Origin of the sequence: Halorientalis pallida (assembly GCF_004118325.1) — an archaeon.
Classification (GTDB): domain Archaea; phylum Halobacteriota; class Halobacteria; order Halobacteriales; family Haloarculaceae; genus Halorientalis; species Halorientalis pallida.
The window spans coordinates 26,888-41,099 of the sequence record NZ_RDFA01000002.1; the positions used below are offsets into that span (position 1 = coordinate 26,888).

Here is a 14,212-nt window from a genome sequence, read left to right on the forward strand (position 1 = left end):
CGTGCTACTCGGTGCGTGCATAAAAGGTCGCTGACCGGCGGTTCGGGCCGACGGAGGCGAAACGTTGAGCAGGCTGGCGGCGGACCGACTCACCGATGGATCTCCAGCGGCAGTTCGCGCTCGGGAACGTCGCACTCTGTGTCGGCATGGCGACGCTGGCGGTCGGAACTGCCGTCGGCGGCGGCCCGTGGCTCCTGGTGGCGTCCCACGCCCTGCTGGCCGTCGCCGTCGGCGTCCACCTCGTGGGCACCACCGACTTCGACCCCGGGAGCGCGACCGACGTGGTCCGGATCGTGACGTACCTGCTCCCGGTCTGTGGCGTCGCGGTCACGGTCGCCGGCGTCGTCCTCGCCGTCGGGTCGCTTCGATCGACTCAGACGCCCGACGGCAGGTCGATCTGCTCCCCGTCCACGAAGACCTTCGGGTCCCGAACGATCCCGTCCAGGTGGATCGGGGCCTCCACGTCGCCGCCGATGGCGTGGTCGTCGCCGATGGCGATGTGGACGGTGCCGGCGGCTTTCTCGTCCAGGAGGACGGAGCCGATCAGTTCCGTGACGCCGACGTTCGTGCCGATGCCCAGTTCCGCGAGGTTGTAGGCGTCCTCACCCACCTGTTCGGCGGCGGCCTCCAGTTCCTCGCGCACGCCGTCGTCGCTGACCTCGGTGACGGTGCCATCCTCGACCTCGAACTCGAGGACGTGGCCGTCCTCCAGGAGGCCGTGTGGCATCATCGTCCCGTCGACGACGAAGGTGCCGTTGGCCGTCTCTGGGCTCACGAACACCTCGCCGGCCGGCAGGTTCGACATCGACTCGGGGTCGTGGACGATGCCGGTGTCCTGTCGCCACTCCCGGTCGCCAGGGCGGAACACGATGTCCGTGCCGCGTTTGGTCTGGACGCGGACGGTCTCCGCGCCGGAGACCTGCGCGTACAGCTCCTTGCAGTGTTGCTTGATATCGGCGTAGTCGGCATCGAGGCCGGTGACGAACACCTCTTCGGTGATCCCGGGGAGCGTCGCGACGCGAGCCCCGGCCGCGGTGGCGTCCGAGCGGGCCTTGGTGTGGGTCAGGCTCTTCTTCGTCGGGACCAGCACCACGTCGGCGGCCTGCATGGCGGCGGCGACGGCCGCGGGCGGTTCTTCACCGTGCTGGTTCCCGGGCGGGTAGCGGACGATGCTGGCGTCGTCGGTGCGCTCGTTGGCCACCTCGTAGAGGGCTTCGCCGATGGGCTGGCGCTCGTGGTCGGTGACGATCAGGCAGGACTCGGTCGACTGGAGGCGCATGCACTTCCGGACGGCCGTCTCGGCCGGCTCCCGGAGCCGCTTGTGTTTCATGTCCCGAGGTGGGCACGGAGACGGAATAGGTGTTGTCCCTGCCCTCACCCGGTCTCGACGTAGGCGGCCCACAGGAACATCGTCCCGAATAGTCCAAGAACCAGCACCAGGACCGGCGCGGCCCGGGCGGCCTGCCCGCCCTCGGCCCGGAGCGCGAGGACGAACCCGGCGGCCAGCAGGTACCAGAACAGCCCCCCGCCGATCAGGACGCGTCTGGTCGTCGTGTCCACTTCGCCCGGTGACACCGTGTCCGTGGCCGCGACTGCCTCGGCGAGACGGTCGGCAATCGAGGGCGGCACCACGACCAGGCGCGGCGACGTGCTCGTCGACCGGCCGCGCTGGTAGGCGAACCAGACGAGCGCGTGCGGGCCGAGGTCCAGCCGTCGCAGGCCCGTCACGTGATCGAGTTCGGCCGTCCGCCGTCGATGGAGGACCGTCCCGGCCTCGAGGTCGATCTCGCCGTCGGCGCTCAGCACCTGGGCACCCACGAAACAGCCGACCCCGAACAGGATGTACGCGAGTCCGCCCCAGTGGCCGAGTCGGAGCCCGAGGAAGAAGAGCGCGCCACAGCAGACCGACACCACGACGAGCAGGGACGGTCGTCGATGCGCGGCGAACGCCGCTAGCAGGTCGTCGGGCGCAGTGTCCTCGGTGCGGAGCACCGCGAACGAGCGGGACCGGATGAGAGCGAGCAACAGCAGTCCGACCACGACCGGCAGCATGTCCCGCCAGTCACGGAACGGACGGTCCAGCGCCGGCCCGAACACGGCCAGCACGACCACGCCGACGAACACCAGAACACCGCCGAAACTGCCGTACGCGAGGTAGAGGAGTCCCCGAACGAGCCGCGAGTTCGCCGGGCCGACCGCCCACGAAACCGCCATACCTGATCCCAGTCGGTCGCTCGACTTAGTTCCTGGTCGCGCGAGGAGACGGTATTCGGAGCCGAGTCAATTCCAATCACGGAACCTCGAAACGGTTAACCCGGTCGCTACGGCATCCCCGTATATGACAATCGAGGTCGGAATCAACGGGTACGGGACCATCGGGAAGCGGGTCGCGGACGCCGTCCGCGCCCAGCCGGACATGGAAGTCGTCGGCGTCGCCAAGACGCGGCCGAACTTCGAGGCCGAACAGGCCGTCGCCAACGACTTCCCGCTGTACGCCGCCGTCCCCGAGCGGGTCGAGCAGTTCGACGAGGCCGGCATCGAGCTGGCCGGCAAGGTCGAGGAACTCGTCCAGAACAGTGAGATCGTCGTCGACACCACGCCCTCGGGCATCGGCGCGGAGAACAAGGCGATGTACGAGGAGTACGACACGCCCGCGCTCTACCAGGGCGGCGAGGACGCCGAGCTGGTGGACGTGAGCTTCAACGCCCGGGCCAACTTCGCCGAGGCCGAAGGGGCCGACCACACCCGCGTCGTCTCCTGTAACACGACGGGACTCTCCCGACTCATCGCCGCGCTGGACGAGGAGTACGGCGTGGAGAAGGTGCGCGCGACGCTGGTCCGCCGGGGCGGCGACCCGGCCCAGTCCTCGCGTGGCCCGATCAACGACACGCTGCCGGACCCGGTGACGATCCCCTCCCACCACGGCCCCGACGTGAACACCATCTTCCCGGATCTGGACATCGACACGCTCGGGATGAAGGTCCCGGCGACGCTGACCCACACCCACAGCGTCAACGTGGAGTTGACCGACGAGACCGACACCGAGGAGGTCCGTGGCCTGCTGGCGGGCGAATCGCGGCTGTTCGTCATCCCCGAGCACATGGGGATCGACGGCTCGGGCAAGCTCAAGGAGTTCGCGCTCGATTCGGGTCGGCCGCGAGGTGACGTGTGGGAGAACGCCATCTGGGGCGAGTCGATCACCGTCGAGGGCGGCGACGAACTCTACCTGTTCCAGGCGATCCACCAGGAGTCCGACGTGGTGCCGGAGAACGTCGACGCGATTCGGGCCGTGCTGGGGACCGCCGACCGTCGCGAGAGCATCGAACGGACGAACGAGGCGCTCGGGATGGGGCTGGGTCGCTAACCCGAAACCCTCGGGATTCGAGGATTGACAGTGACAGAAACCTTTTCCGGCGACCACGCCTTACCAGCAGGTATGAACAACGACCGCGACGACCACGATCCCATCGACGACATTCTCCGCGAGATCGAGCGGGTCATGAACGAGATGATGGGCGACGACGTCCACATCGACCGGGGCGGCTCCGCCGGCTTCGGCTCGGATCTGCACCTGGACGTGTTCGAGGAGGACGAACAGCTCCGGGTCGTCGCGGACCTCCCCGGCGTCGAGAAAGACGCCATCGACCTCAAGTGCGACGGCGACGTGTTGACCGTCGCGGCCGCCTCCGACCGCCGGGACTACGAGGAACGCATCCGGCTGCCCGCGACCGTCGACGAGCACTCCGCCAGCGCGACTTACAACAACGGCGTCCTCGAAGTCACGTTCGACCGCGCCGACGATTCGGCGGACATCGACCTCTGAGTTCTCAGGAGACCTGACTGCGCCAGGCGCCGTCGTCACCGAGCCGATAGAGCTGGTAACAGAACGCCGCCAGCGCCAGCGCGAACAGGCCGAACGGCACCAGCGGCCCGCGACTCCCGCGCAGGTAGAAGAACGTGGCGAACAGCATGATGAAGACCGAACACACCAGTCGCCCGTACACCGACTCCCGGAGCGGTCGGTAGCTGTACGTGAACGTGAACGCGACCAGTAACCAGCCGAAGGCGATCGTCTCCGCCCGCTGGAGCGACGGGGTCGCGTACCGCGCGGTCCCGGCCGCCACACCAACGGCGAGCACGAGCCCGAGGACGAGAAACGGGCGGCTCAGGTCGTTCCGCTGGGTTTTGGCCATGTTTCTCGGGAGTTACATATCCGGGGTAATATACTTTGGCGTCGTGTCGAACGCTCGTGCGTCCCCCGTCAGACGGTCCCTCGGATCAGCGCCGCCAGGTCGTCGAAGAAGCCGGGTTCGTACTTCGTCGCGCTGTCGACGGTCGGGCGGGCGTTGGTCTCGGTGACGACGGCACGGTCGTCGGTGACCAGCAGGTCGACGCCGAGCCAGGGGATGTCGAGGGTTTCGGCCACGCGTTCGGCCAATTCGCGCAACTCCGTCGGGAGGTCGACGCCGGTCGCCTCGGCCCCGCGGTGGACGTTGTGTTTCCACTGGCCCGCTTCGAGGGCGTCCCCGGGGAGGCGGCGCTCGACCGCGCCGACGTACTCGCCGTCGACCAGCATGACCCGATAGTCCCGGGCGTCGGGGAGGTACTCCTGGACCAGGAAGGACTGGTCGCCGGTGGCGCGGTAGTCGTGAACCAGATCGAGGTAGTCGGTGATGCCCAGAAACGAGTCGAGATCGGTGGCCTTGGCGACGCCCACGCCGCGGGTGGCGGAGTTGGGTTTGACGACGACCGGGGGCTCGAACCGCTCGAACGCCGCCACGAGGTCCGCGCGGTCCGCCGGGTTCGAGACGGCGACGGTCTCGGGGACCGGGATGCCGGCCCGGTCGAGACGCGCGATCACGTCGGCCTTGTTCCGGGAGGTGAGGATCGCGTCGCGGTCGTTGACCCACGGGACTCCCAGCAGGGCGTCCGCGACGCCGCCTTCCATGATGCGGGGCGGGTAGACGAACCCGACGTCGAAGCCGTCGAACTCGTCGAAGCCGGCGTCTGTCACCGGGAGCGTCCGTTCGGTGGTGGCGACGGACGCGACCGCGATTCCCCGCTGTTCGAGGGGGTCCTGCAACCGTTCGTACGTTTCCGCGTCGGTCGCGACCGCCAGCCGGAGCATGCCCGCGTCCTCGGACCGCGCGGACTAAAGTCCGCCGTTCGCCAGGGTCGAGTCGGCACGACGCCGACCGAGTGTCATTTAATATACTAGCCCTGTCAAATATTTAACTTCGATTGGAATGTATTCGCTGCAATCATGTTGGCGAGTCCACTCGACGGACGTCGATGGGGTCGGCCGAGTAGAGACGGGGATCGAACGGGAAGTCGGGATGCCGACGGGGGTCGGTCGGAGCGATGAGTGCCCAACAGGAGAGCTGGGAGTCGGTGACGGACCACGCCGAATTCCTCGCGGAGCGGGTCTGGGACGGGTTCGTCGCGCACGACCAGCGCGACCGGATGGCGGCGGTGAAGGCGTTCGCGACGGTCGACAGTAGCCAGTTTCAGCACGTCGACGACGCGACGGCGCGGCGGGCCGCGGTGGCCTACGTCAACGCGCTCTGGAAGAAAGACGAGGTCGAAGACGCACACGAGACGGACGGCGAGTTCGACCGAGAGGCACTCGACGCGGCCGACTGGGGGCCGGTCCACGAGAACTTCGCCGAGCGGGCGCGCCTGCTCGGTATCGACGAGGACTACGCCGACCTGTCGACGACGGCCTGGCGGCGGCACAAGACCGGCGGCGACTACTGGACGCCGATCATGCGCGCCCAGATGCTGGAACTGCGCGTGGCGCTAGGCGATCCCGAGTATCCGCGCAAGCCCCGGTACGGCCAGTCCGGGTTCGGCCCGGAAGCGACCCGGTACGCGCTGGCGGTCGAACTCCACGACTACCGCTCGGCGGAGCACCTCGAACAGGGCAAGGACGTGATGGTCCCCTACTACGAGGCGATTCTCCGGGCCCACGAGTAGGGTACGGGGTACCCTCCGGTTCTCAGTTCGCGGGAGTTCGACGCAATACTAAGTGGACGGCGGCGGGACTGTGGAGTATGTACGACGAGATACTCTTTCCGACCGACGGGAGCGACGGCGCGGCGGTCGCACTGGAGCACGCGCTCGAACAGGCCGACGCACACGACGCGGGAGTACACGTCCTGTTCGTCGCAAACACCACCTCGCTGGGCGGCGGTGCAGTCGAGGGGACGACCGTCGAGTCGCTGCGCGCGACGGGCGAACGTGTCGTCGCGGACGCGGTCGACCGGATCACCGATGCCGGCCTCGTCGCCGAGAGCGAGGTGCGCGAGGGGAGTCCGTACCGGGAGATCCTCGACTACGCCGACGAGGTGGCCGCGGACATGATCGTCATGGGGACCCACGGCCGGCGCGGCCTGGACCGGTATCTGCTGGGCAGTGTCACGGAGAAGGTCGTCAGGTCCGCTGACGTGCCGGTGCTGACGATCAGAGTGGGCGACGCGGAGTGAAGGGGCACGGACGGCCTGCCCGGAGCGCGGTCACTGGCCCGACGGCTCGTCGGCTGTAGAAGATCGGCGAGAAGTCGCCGTGGTCAGGCGATCAGCAGGTCTTCGCCGCGTTCGACCTTGATCCGGCACGGCGGCGAGATCTTGTTGTAGGCGCGGCGGAAGGCTTCCTTGACTTCCTCGGCCTGATCGACGTCGCAGTAGGCCGTGAACAGGCGCTCGCCCTTGTCGATGCGGGCGGCGGTGCCGACGATCTTCCCGAACGCCTGGCGCATCCCGTCGGAGACACGGTCCGCACCGGCACCGGTCGCCTGTTTGTTCTCCCGGATGACCTGGTGGGGGAACTTCCGGAGGACCATCTTGTAGTTTTTCTCGCCGAGTTCCTGGATGAGGAATCGGTTGGCCGACAGGCGGGAGGCCTCCAGGGACCCGTGGCGGATCTGGACTTCCTCCTCGACGATGAGGCTGATCTGGACCGGGTAGTCGTCAGCGTCGGTCGTCTTGTCGCCCATCTTGTGCTGTGCGACCTTCGAGCCGGGGATTCCGGTGATGTACTCACGGCGGGTGTACGACGGCTTGTCGATTTGCCGGTACATCGAGGCAGGTTTGTCCGACATAGGTATCTCTTGGCGGAATCGAGGCCAAGCGCGTACAAAAACCCGTCGAACTGGACCAGGGTGGAGGTCCCGAGCAGTCAAGCGACCGAGAACGCGACCAGTTCCGCGTCGTCGGCCCGGATCGGGCGACGACGCCAGGTTACACCGACCGTACTAGCCTGTTTTTACGCCCGGAACCCCAATGAACAGCGTACGATGAACAAGCTCGTCGACGGCGAGTGGCGCACCGACGCGTACGAAACGACCAACGAAGACGGCGAGTTCGAGCGTCAGACGACGACCTTCCGGGACGAGATCGTCGACGACCCCGACGCGGAGTTCCCCGCCGAGGCCGGCCGGTACCACCTCTACGTCTCTTACGCGTGCCCGTGGGCCCACCGGACGCTCCTGGTCCGCGCGCTGAAGGGCCTCGACGACGCGATCACGGTCGACGTGGTCGACCCCTACCGCGGCGAGGACGGCTGGCAGTTCACGCCCGAGAAGGCGGGGTGTACGCCCGACACGGTCGACGGGTTCGACTACCTCCGGGAGGCCTACGTCGCGGCCGACCCCGACGCGACCTGCCGGGTGACGGTGCCCGTGCTGTGGGACAAGAAGCAGGAGACCATCGTCAACAACGAGTCCGCGGAGATCATCCGGATGCTCGACACCGAGATGCACGAGGTGGCCGAGCGCGACGTGGACCTCTACCCCGAGGGCTATCAGGACGAAATCGACGAGATCATCGACGAGATCTACGAGCCGATCAACAACGGCGTCTACCGGGCCGGGTTCGCCAGCAGTCAGTCGGCCTACGACGAGGCGGTCGAAGAGCTGTTCGCCGCACTCGATCACTGGGACTCGGTCCTCGAAGACCAGCGGTACCTGGCGGGCGACCGGCTGACCGAGGCCGACATCTGCATGTTCACCACGTTGGTACGGTTCGATCAGGTCTACCACACCCACTTCATGTGCAACCGCCAGCACATCCACGAGTTCGACAACCTCTATCCGTATCTGCGGGACCTGTATCAGACGCCCAGCGTCGCGAAGACCGTGGACATGGCCCACATCAAGGAGCACTACTACACGACTCACCCGGACGTGAACCCGTCGGGGATTATCGCGGCCGGCCCGGAGCTGGACTTCGCGGCCGACCACGACCGCGACGAGATGGCCGGCAGTCCGCCCGAGGACCTGCTACCGCTGGCCTGAGTCGAGTGAGAGCGGCGCGGCCGTGCTGTCGCTCGTCCCGGCACGACGCTCGACCATCTCCGTTCTGCGCCGTCGGCACTCTGCCACGCCCAGGTCCGCGTCGACGGCGTCGAGGACGAGTCGATCCAGTCGGTCGCGAGCGCCGTCCTCGCCGGCCAGCAACGCGTCGGCGGCCGCGGCGACCGCGCGGCGGGTCTCGGGGGCCATCGCCAGTGGGTCGGGGATCGGGAGCGACGCCAGTTCGTAGGTCATCACCTGGAGCGCGCCGCCGCCCTCGCTGCGGCCCCAGCACTCCAGCACCCCCGCGGTCACCGTGGCGTTGAGGACGCCGAGCGTGGCCCGTTCGAGCGTCGCCCGATCAACCGGATGAGCGTCTGTCCCGCCGTCACCGGCGTCCGGGTCGTCGACCCAGAGGCAGTCGACGGCGTTGCTCGCCAGCAGGCCGTCGGGGTTGGCGACGACGGGCACCCGGCGATCGAAGAACTTCGGGACGAACACAGTGGGGGCCGACAGCGGACCGAGGTCGAACCAGACCCGGCGGCTGGCACACGACCGGCGCTCGTGGAAGCCCTGACGCTCGCCCCAGGCGACGTAGTCGGCCAGCGCGTCGTGACCGTCCCGGTCGAGCGCGCGGCGGACTGTGGCGTCGAGGCTGGCGTCCGACTCGCCGTCGTAGTCTGCCCGGACCTCGCGGACGTACTCGTGCACGTCGAGCAGGTACCGGTCGGTGTCGGCGGCGGTGACGCGGGGGCCGTCCACGTCGCGGATGCTCTTGATGGCGGGTTCGAGAAACCGGTCGTCGATCTCGGTGGCCCAGCCGTCGGCGTCGAGGAAGAAGAAGTCGTTCGCGCCGGTCATCACGCCGCGGGAGACGGTACAGCGGTCGGACAGCGGGACGAGCGACGGGTTCGACAGCAGGCGGATGAACGACTCGGGGGCGTCCAGATACGGCGCGAGTTTCGACGACTCGCGGTCGGACAGATGCCCCTGCCTGACCGTGACGCGCCGGCAGTCGTCGGTCACGTGAGTGCGGAGTCCGTCGTCGGGCAGTGTCGGATCGGCGTCGATCAGCTCGAGCAGTCGGGTGACCGACACCTGCTCGTCTATGCGACAGAAGCGGACCGGCGTCGACCGGCGGCGCTCGGGGTCGGGACACCGCTCGGCCAGGAGCAGGACGGCATCGACGAAGGCGTCGTCGAACACCGGTGCGCCGAAGCCGACGACGGCGGCGAGCCGGTAGTGATCGAAGAGGAACCGCTGGAAGGACTCGCCGTAGCGAGTGGTGAGCCACTTGTTCGGGACGACGACGCCCAGGCGACCGCCCGCCCGGAGGAAGCGAGTGGCGTGCGTGACGAAGTAGACGTACGCATCGCTGCGGCGGCTCAGCGCGCGGTCGCCGTCCAGAAACGGCCGTTCGCCGTCGGGACCGAACGCGGCCAGGTGGCCACGGGCGCGGTCGATATCGGTGGTCTCCTGGCGGACGTACGGTGGGTTGCCGACGGCAGCGTCGAACTGCCCGGCGACGAGGCCGTCGTCGGTTACGGTACTGGTGCGGTCGGGACCGGGGTCGACCGCGAAGAAGTCCGACTCGTAGAGCCGGCACCGGGCGTCCGGGCCGGGGTCGGTCGCGTCCAGCAGTCGATGGGCGGCCAGCGCGAGCGGGACCGGGTCGGTGTCGACGCCGACGATTTGGCCGAGTCGGTCGGCCGGCGTCGACGCCGGAGCGAGGGCGGCGAGGCGCTCGACCGCCGCGACGGGGAAGACGCCACTCCCGACGGCGGGGTCGAGGACCCGGGGCAGGCGGTCGTCCGACCGAGGCTGGATGGCCCAGCGACAACAGGCCGCCGCGACCGCCGGGTCGGTGACGAAGTGACCGTCCGCCCGCCGGCGATCGACCGGGAGCGACCGCTGGTAGGCGTCGGCCGTCCCGTCGTCCGCGGCCACCTGCCCGAGGGTCGCGAGTCGCTCCCGGACCGTCGCGTCGTCGGTGGCCGTCGCCAGCCAGTCGGGCCGGGACCGGTCGCCCGCGGCCTCGGCGACCGTCGTCACCAGCCCGTCCAGTCCCTCCGTCGGCCGTTCGGCCATCGTCACCGTGTGTCGTGCTCCAGGAATATATAGCCACCACCGGATCGAGCGCGTACGCTGTCGGCTACCCGTCGGTATCGAGAAGAGTCGCTATACGCGCTGACTGCGGTGGCTGCGTACCTGCTCGTCGTGATCCTCGTCGGCGACTTCGCGTCGCTCCGACAGCAGCGGAACGACCGGCGCACCCGTGTTCTCGGCGTCGGTGTAGCGTCGTGTCATGGTTGTCCTCGGCGACGGACAGGTGGTCCCCACACCCCGCGGTCGCCGTATTCTGTCACGGTCGTTGATTTTATATAAGCGTATTCATTTATTCGGGCGTACGACTGGTCGAGCAGGCCACGGGCGACTTTGTTGCTCGAAACGAAGTGATGCATTAAGTCGGCAGGGTCGAAATCAAGCGGGCATGAGTCGGGGGATGTGGTTCGGACGCGAGAGAGGTGTCAGTGAAGTCGTCGGCGTGGTGTTGTTGATCGGGGTCACGGCGCTACTCGTCGGCGGCGTCGGCGTCTACCTGTTCCAGTACGGCGGCGCGCTCGAGGAGTCGGGGCCGTCGTTCTCGGCATCGACGACGTACAACGACAGCGCCATCGGCGACGGTCAGACGCTCCGGATCGTCCACGAGAGCGGCGAGCCGGTGCCGACCGGCGAGGTCAGTCTCCGGATACAGGACGCGACGACCGAGCGCGGAACACCGGTGGAGTACGACGGGAGCGCACTCGAACGGCAGGTCGGTTCGGCGTTCACGTCCTCGGAGACGGTCGTCCTCGACCGGACGGCGTTCACGACGGGGAGCGGGACACCGGTGACCGGCAGTCAGCACCTGGACCTCGGGGAGGCGGCCGTCCGCATCGTCTGGACGACCGAAAACGACGAGCGATCCGAGATCGTCTACGAGTGGACCGGGCCGGACCGGACGGGCGGGTAGCACTCGGAACCGGTTTTGCCGTCCGGGCCCGAAACGGCGGTGATGTCGGACGACCTGCACTGTGACACCTGCGAGCGCGACGTGGCCCGCGAGGAGGCCACTCGGACGAAGACGATGGGCGACCTCGACCCGACGAAGTGGCAGTCGCTGTGCTGTCCGAACTGCGGTCGCCGGCTCAAGACCGTCTTCGTCGGCCGCGAGGAGTGACGGCCAACACCTTTGCCGGTCGCCCCCGCAGGGACGGTATGGTCGAGAACCGGAGCGACACGTTCGACATCGGCGGCGAGTTGACCGTCCACCGACTGGGCTTCGGCGCGATGCGACTCTGTGGCCCCGACATCGTCGGGCCACCGGCGGACGAAGACGCCGCCCGCGAAGTCCTCCAGCGGGCGGCCGACCTCGGCGTCGACTTCGTCGATACGGCGGACTCCTACGGCCCCGGCGTGAGCGAACGGCTCATCCGCGAGGCCGGCGTCGCCGACGAGCTGGTCGTCGCCACCAAGGCCGGCCTGCTCCGCAACCGCGAGGGCGACTGGCTCTCACACGGTGACCCAGACTACATCCGCAACCAGGTCCTCGTCAGTCGCGACCGACTGGGCGTCGACCAGATCGATCTCTACCAGTTCCACCGCCCCGACCCGGATACACCCTTCGAGGACTCCGTCGAGACCTTCGCCGAACTGAAAGACGAAGGGCTGGTCGCCCACGTCGGCCTGAGCAACGTCACGGTCGAGCAACTGGAGACCGCCCGCGACATCGTCGACGTCGCGACCGTCCAGAACCGCTACAACCCCGGCGACACGGAGGCTGACCGTGGCTCCGATCGCGTCCTCGACGCCTGCGAGGAGTACGGCATCGGCTTCGTCCCGTGGTTCCCGCTCGGTGCCGGCGACATGGGCGACACGGCCGACGTACTCGCGGAGATCGCCGACACACACGACGCCACCCCCGAGCAGGTCGCACTCACCTGGCACCTCCAGCACTCGCCGGTGACGCTCCCGATTCCCGGCACGTCGAGCGTCGCCCACCTCGAAGAGAACGTGGCCGCCACCGACCTCGAACTCACCGACGCGGAGATCGCTCGGCTGAGCGAGTAACGCGGTCCGCCGCCACGGTCCGGTCCGTGAGCCATCCGTCGGACGAGCGGCCGACACGGCAACAACGCTAACGTACCGGGAGCAACCTGCATGGGGTATGCCGGAAGACGCCTGGCAGTCCATCGACATCATCAAAAACCAGGAGGGCGAGCCCCACGTCCTCCAGCAGAAAGTCGAGGTCTACGGCGGCGAGACCGGCGAGTCGACGGGGTACACGAAACCCACCGTCCAGCACCGGCTGGTGCCCCTGACCGAGTTGACGAAGTCCGGGTGACTACTCCCGGTCGGTCCAGAAGTCGAAGGAACGGCCGGGCGTGAAGACGTCCAGTCCCACGGCAGTCTCGTCGCCGGTGTTCTCGACCCGGTGTGACTCCCAGGGGTCGAGCCACACGGAGTCGTACTGGCCGAGCGTCGCCTCGTCGTCCTCGGTGTCGACGGTGAGTTCGCCGGCGAGGACGAGACAGACCTGCCCGTTCTCGTGGTCGTGCATCGGCGAGGAGTGGCCCGGTGGCTTCTCGAACCACTCCAGACTGGCGTCGTCGCTGCCGGCCAGCGCGACCCGTCGCCAGCCCTCGTCCGGTTCGTACGTCTCGGCCGCATCGAAGTCGACGCGTTCCATGCCCGCCGATTCACCACCGCAGGCGGAGTAGCCTTCGGTTCGGGATCGCGGGCGACGGGCGGCCGAAACGACGCGCGTCAGACGCTGCCCCGCAATTTTTGACCGCGCGGCCCGTCGGTTCGAGTGATGAGCGACGAGCCCCTGTATCTCGGCGTCGTCTGCAGCGACGGCGAGTGGTTGGTGGCCGCGTTCGCCGCCGACGGATTCGATCACGCCGACGTGTTCCCGGAAGTCGGGAGCGTCTGGGCACAGTACGAGGACGTCGCCGAGTCGATTCTCGTCGACGTGCCCGTCGGCCTCCGCGAAGAGGGCGAGACGCCGCGAGCGCCGGAGCGAGCGGCCCGGCAAGTGCTGGGCCCTCGTGCCGACGCGGTCACCGATCCACCGGTCAGGGAGGCCGCGCGAAAGCGCCGGTTTCCGGCAGCGGCCCGGGTCACCGAGCGCAAAACCGGGCGCGACCTCTCACGGGCGGCCTTCGAGCGCAGTGAGGCCATCGTCGCGCTCGACGATCTCCTCCAGGAGGTTTCGGACGCCCGGCCGGTGATCGCCGAGGCCCACCCCGAAGTCTGCTTTCGGGCATTCGCCGGGACGACGCTGGAGCACGATCCAGCGACGGCCGCGGGCTACGCCGAGCGGATGCGCGCGCTCGCGACCTTCGACCGGGACGCGCCGCCGGTCGTCCAGAGCGCGGCCGAGGCCACCGCCGGTCACACCGTCACCGTCGCCGACGTCCTCGACGCCGTCGCGCTCGGCTACACCGCCCGGCCGGGCCCCGGGTCGATCCACACGCTCCCCGCGGACCCGCCTACTGACCCCACCGGCCTCCGGATGGGACTCGTCTATCGAGCAGAGTCACCGCTGACGGCCGACGACGACTGAACGGACGGCGCGGCCGCTCCGACGCTGATAAATGAAAGAACGCAGCTCGACCGATTACAGGCGGGTGACGTTGGTCGCCCGCGGACCCTTCTCTGCCTGTTCGATGTCGAATTCGACTTCCTGTCCCTCTTCGAGGTCCGGGCCGCCGACGTCTTCCATGTGGAAGAACACGTCCTCGTCCGCATCCTCTGTGTCGATGAAACCGTAACCGCCTGTGTCGTTGAAGAAATCAACCGTACCGTTTGCCATTGCCTTCGTCCGGAGACGCGCGGGACATATAACCCTTGCGAGACGGCGAACCACGGACACCTTCG

The 14,212-nt window shown here is 68.2% G+C and carries 20 protein-coding genes; 10 read left to right on the forward strand and 10 right to left on the reverse strand.

Annotated features, from left to right (window positions below; translation table 11 throughout):
• Positions 1 to 89: 89 nt before the first annotated feature.
• From EAF64_RS20810 to EAF64_RS05280, 3 genes are all read right to left on the reverse strand, one after another.
• Positions 90 to 239, reverse strand: a complete 150-nt coding sequence (locus EAF64_RS20810; protein ID WP_193767581.1) for a hypothetical protein — start codon at positions 237 to 239, stop codon at positions 90 to 92.
• Between the two features lie 134 nt (positions 240 to 373).
• Positions 374 to 1,330: an aminopeptidase gene (locus EAF64_RS05275; protein WP_129067949.1), complete on the reverse strand. Its 957-nt coding sequence runs from the start codon at positions 1,328 to 1,330 to the stop codon at positions 374 to 376.
• A 44-nt stretch (positions 1,331 to 1,374) separates the two neighbouring features.
• Positions 1,375 to 2,214, reverse strand: a complete 840-nt coding sequence (locus EAF64_RS05280; RefSeq protein ID WP_129067950.1) for a hypothetical protein — start codon at positions 2,212 to 2,214, stop codon at positions 1,375 to 1,377.
• 124 nt (positions 2,215 to 2,338) lie between these two features.
• Here EAF64_RS05280 and EAF64_RS05285 point away from each other — a divergent pair, with 124 nt between their 5' ends.
• Positions 2,339 to 3,364 carry a type II glyceraldehyde-3-phosphate dehydrogenase gene (locus EAF64_RS05285; RefSeq protein WP_129067951.1) on the forward strand — a complete coding sequence of 342 codons (1,026 nt, stop codon included), beginning with the start codon at positions 2,339 to 2,341 and terminating at the stop codon, positions 3,362 to 3,364.
• A gap of 72 nt (positions 3,365 to 3,436) precedes the next feature.
• On the forward strand, positions 3,437 to 3,823 hold the full coding sequence (locus EAF64_RS05290) for an Hsp20/alpha crystallin family protein (RefSeq protein ID WP_129067952.1): 387 nt from the start codon (positions 3,437 to 3,439) through the stop codon (positions 3,821 to 3,823).
• A 4-nt stretch (positions 3,824 to 3,827) separates the two neighbouring features.
• Here the strand turns inward: EAF64_RS05290 and EAF64_RS05295 are convergent, their stop codons facing one another.
• Positions 3,828 to 4,193: a hypothetical protein gene (locus EAF64_RS05295; RefSeq protein WP_129067953.1), complete on the reverse strand. Its 366-nt coding sequence runs from the start codon at positions 4,191 to 4,193 to the stop codon at positions 3,828 to 3,830.
• Between the two features lie 68 nt (positions 4,194 to 4,261).
• Entirely contained in the window at positions 4,262 to 5,128 is an 867-nt protein-coding gene (locus tag EAF64_RS05300) for an ATP-grasp domain-containing protein (protein ID WP_129067954.1), read from the reverse strand.
• A 233-nt stretch (positions 5,129 to 5,361) separates the two neighbouring features.
• Between EAF64_RS05300 and EAF64_RS05305 the strand changes: the two genes are divergently transcribed.
• Complete coding sequence (locus tag EAF64_RS05305; protein ID WP_129067955.1) at positions 5,362 to 5,976, forward strand: hypothetical protein; 615 nt, start codon at positions 5,362 to 5,364, stop codon at positions 5,974 to 5,976.
• A 77-nt stretch (positions 5,977 to 6,053) separates the two neighbouring features.
• Positions 6,054 to 6,485, forward strand: a complete 432-nt coding sequence (locus EAF64_RS05310; RefSeq protein WP_129067956.1) for a universal stress protein — start codon at positions 6,054 to 6,056, stop codon at positions 6,483 to 6,485.
• An 83-nt stretch (positions 6,486 to 6,568) separates the two neighbouring features.
• On the opposite strand, the gene EAF64_RS05315 is transcribed toward EAF64_RS05310, so the two are convergent.
• Positions 6,569 to 7,099, reverse strand: a complete 531-nt coding sequence (locus EAF64_RS05315; protein ID WP_129067957.1) for a 50S ribosomal protein L16 — start codon at positions 7,097 to 7,099, stop codon at positions 6,569 to 6,571.
• Positions 7,100 to 7,294: 195 nt separating this feature from the next.
• Between EAF64_RS05315 and EAF64_RS05320 the strand changes: the two genes are divergently transcribed.
• A complete protein-coding gene (locus EAF64_RS05320; protein WP_129067958.1) occupies positions 7,295 to 8,293 on the forward strand; it encodes a glutathione S-transferase family protein in 999 nt (332 codons plus the stop codon).
• Here EAF64_RS05320 and EAF64_RS05325 read toward each other — a convergent pair.
• Both EAF64_RS05325 and EAF64_RS21575 read right to left on the reverse strand, forming a co-directional pair.
• Positions 8,279 to 10,378, reverse strand: coding sequence for an HsdM family class I SAM-dependent methyltransferase (locus EAF64_RS05325; RefSeq protein ID WP_129067959.1), 2,100 nt, complete (start codon positions 10,376 to 10,378; stop codon positions 8,279 to 8,281). The two genes, EAF64_RS05320 and EAF64_RS05325, sit on opposite strands and share 15 nt — an antisense overlap.
• Positions 10,379 to 10,468: 90 nt before the next feature.
• Positions 10,469 to 10,597 (reverse strand): hypothetical protein, encoded by a 129-nt coding sequence (locus EAF64_RS21575; protein ID WP_267899424.1) that lies wholly within the window; start codon positions 10,595 to 10,597, stop codon positions 10,469 to 10,471.
• 184 nt (positions 10,598 to 10,781) lie between these two features.
• On the opposite strand from EAF64_RS21575, the gene EAF64_RS05330 reads away from it, so the two are divergent.
• The 4 genes from EAF64_RS05330 to EAF64_RS20820 all read left to right on the forward strand — a co-directional run bounded on the left by EAF64_RS05330 (position 10,782) and on the right by EAF64_RS20820 (position 12,674).
• Positions 10,782 to 11,303: a type IV pilin gene (locus EAF64_RS05330; protein WP_193767582.1), complete on the forward strand. Its 522-nt coding sequence runs from the start codon at positions 10,782 to 10,784 to the stop codon at positions 11,301 to 11,303.
• Between the two features lie 42 nt (positions 11,304 to 11,345).
• A complete protein-coding gene (locus tag EAF64_RS20815) occupies positions 11,346 to 11,510 on the forward strand; it encodes a hypothetical protein (RefSeq protein ID WP_193767583.1) in 165 nt (54 codons plus the stop codon).
• Positions 11,511 to 11,548: 38 nt separating this feature from the next.
• Positions 11,549 to 12,400, forward strand: a complete 852-nt coding sequence (locus EAF64_RS05335; protein WP_129067961.1) for an aldo/keto reductase — start codon at positions 11,549 to 11,551, stop codon at positions 12,398 to 12,400.
• Between the two features lie 97 nt (positions 12,401 to 12,497).
• A complete protein-coding gene (locus EAF64_RS20820; RefSeq protein ID WP_193767584.1) occupies positions 12,498 to 12,674 on the forward strand; it encodes a hypothetical protein in 177 nt (58 codons plus the stop codon).
• Here EAF64_RS20820 and EAF64_RS05340 read toward each other — a convergent pair whose 3' ends face one another.
• The gene (locus EAF64_RS05340) at positions 12,675 to 13,019 is read right to left on the reverse strand and encodes a cupin domain-containing protein (RefSeq protein WP_129067962.1); all 345 of its coding nucleotides are present in this window, start codon (positions 13,017 to 13,019) and stop codon (positions 12,675 to 12,677) included.
• Between the two features lie 126 nt (positions 13,020 to 13,145).
• Here EAF64_RS05340 and EAF64_RS05345 point away from each other — a divergent pair, with 126 nt between their 5' ends.
• A complete protein-coding gene (locus EAF64_RS05345; RefSeq protein ID WP_129067963.1) occupies positions 13,146 to 13,898 on the forward strand; it encodes a DUF429 domain-containing protein in 753 nt (250 codons plus the stop codon).
• Between the two features lie 54 nt (positions 13,899 to 13,952).
• Here EAF64_RS05345 and EAF64_RS05350 read toward each other — a convergent pair whose 3' ends face one another.
• On the reverse strand, positions 13,953 to 14,147 hold the full coding sequence (locus EAF64_RS05350; protein ID WP_092694539.1) for a cold-shock protein: 195 nt from the start codon (positions 14,145 to 14,147) through the stop codon (positions 13,953 to 13,955).
• Positions 14,148 to 14,212: the final 65 nt, after the last annotated feature.

Bases quoted from the DNA above. Each gene is read 5' to 3' on its own strand.
- EAF64_RS05280 (WP_129067950.1), bottom strand. From the start codon at position 2,214: ATGGCGGTTTCGTGGGCGGTCGGCCCGGCGAACTCGCGGCTCGTTCGG.
- EAF64_RS05320 (WP_129067958.1), top strand. From the start codon at position 7,295: ATGAACAAGCTCGTCGACGGCGAGTGGCGCACCGACGCGTACGAAACG.
- EAF64_RS05310 (WP_129067956.1), top strand. From the start codon at position 6,054: ATGTACGACGAGATACTCTTTCCGACCGACGGGAGCGACGGCGCGGCG.
- EAF64_RS05325 (WP_129067959.1), bottom strand. From the start codon at position 10,378: ATGGCCGAACGGCCGACGGAGGGACTGGACGGGCTGGTGACGACGGTC.
- EAF64_RS05305 (WP_129067955.1), top strand. From the start codon at position 5,362: ATGAGTGCCCAACAGGAGAGCTGGGAGTCGGTGACGGACCACGCCGAA.
- EAF64_RS05275 (WP_129067949.1), bottom strand. From the start codon at position 1,330: ATGAAACACAAGCGGCTCCGGGAGCCGGCCGAGACGGCCGTCCGGAAG.
- EAF64_RS05315 (WP_129067957.1), bottom strand. From the start codon at position 7,099: ATGTCGGACAAACCTGCCTCGATGTACCGGCAAATCGACAAGCCGTCG.
- EAF64_RS05345 (WP_129067963.1), top strand. From the start codon at position 13,146: ATGAGCGACGAGCCCCTGTATCTCGGCGTCGTCTGCAGCGACGGCGAG.
- EAF64_RS20820 (WP_193767584.1), top strand. From the start codon at position 12,498: ATGCCGGAAGACGCCTGGCAGTCCATCGACATCATCAAAAACCAGGAG.
- EAF64_RS20815 (WP_193767583.1), top strand. From the start codon at position 11,346: ATGTCGGACGACCTGCACTGTGACACCTGCGAGCGCGACGTGGCCCGC.
- EAF64_RS05340 (WP_129067962.1), bottom strand. From the start codon at position 13,019: ATGGAACGCGTCGACTTCGATGCGGCCGAGACGTACGAACCGGACGAG.
- EAF64_RS05290 (WP_129067952.1), top strand. From the start codon at position 3,437: ATGAACAACGACCGCGACGACCACGATCCCATCGACGACATTCTCCGC.
- EAF64_RS05300 (WP_129067954.1), bottom strand. From the start codon at position 5,128: ATGCTCCGGCTGGCGGTCGCGACCGACGCGGAAACGTACGAACGGTTG.
- EAF64_RS05330 (WP_193767582.1), top strand. From the start codon at position 10,782: ATGAGTCGGGGGATGTGGTTCGGACGCGAGAGAGGTGTCAGTGAAGTC.
- EAF64_RS05295 (WP_129067953.1), bottom strand. From the start codon at position 4,193: ATGGCCAAAACCCAGCGGAACGACCTGAGCCGCCCGTTTCTCGTCCTC.
- EAF64_RS21575 (WP_267899424.1), bottom strand. From the start codon at position 10,597: ATGACACGACGCTACACCGACGCCGAGAACACGGGTGCGCCGGTCGTT.
- EAF64_RS05335 (WP_129067961.1), top strand. From the start codon at position 11,549: ATGGTCGAGAACCGGAGCGACACGTTCGACATCGGCGGCGAGTTGACC.
- EAF64_RS05285 (WP_129067951.1), top strand. From the start codon at position 2,339: ATGACAATCGAGGTCGGAATCAACGGGTACGGGACCATCGGGAAGCGG.
- EAF64_RS05350 (WP_092694539.1), bottom strand. From the start codon at position 14,147: ATGGCAAACGGTACGGTTGATTTCTTCAACGACACAGGCGGTTACGGT.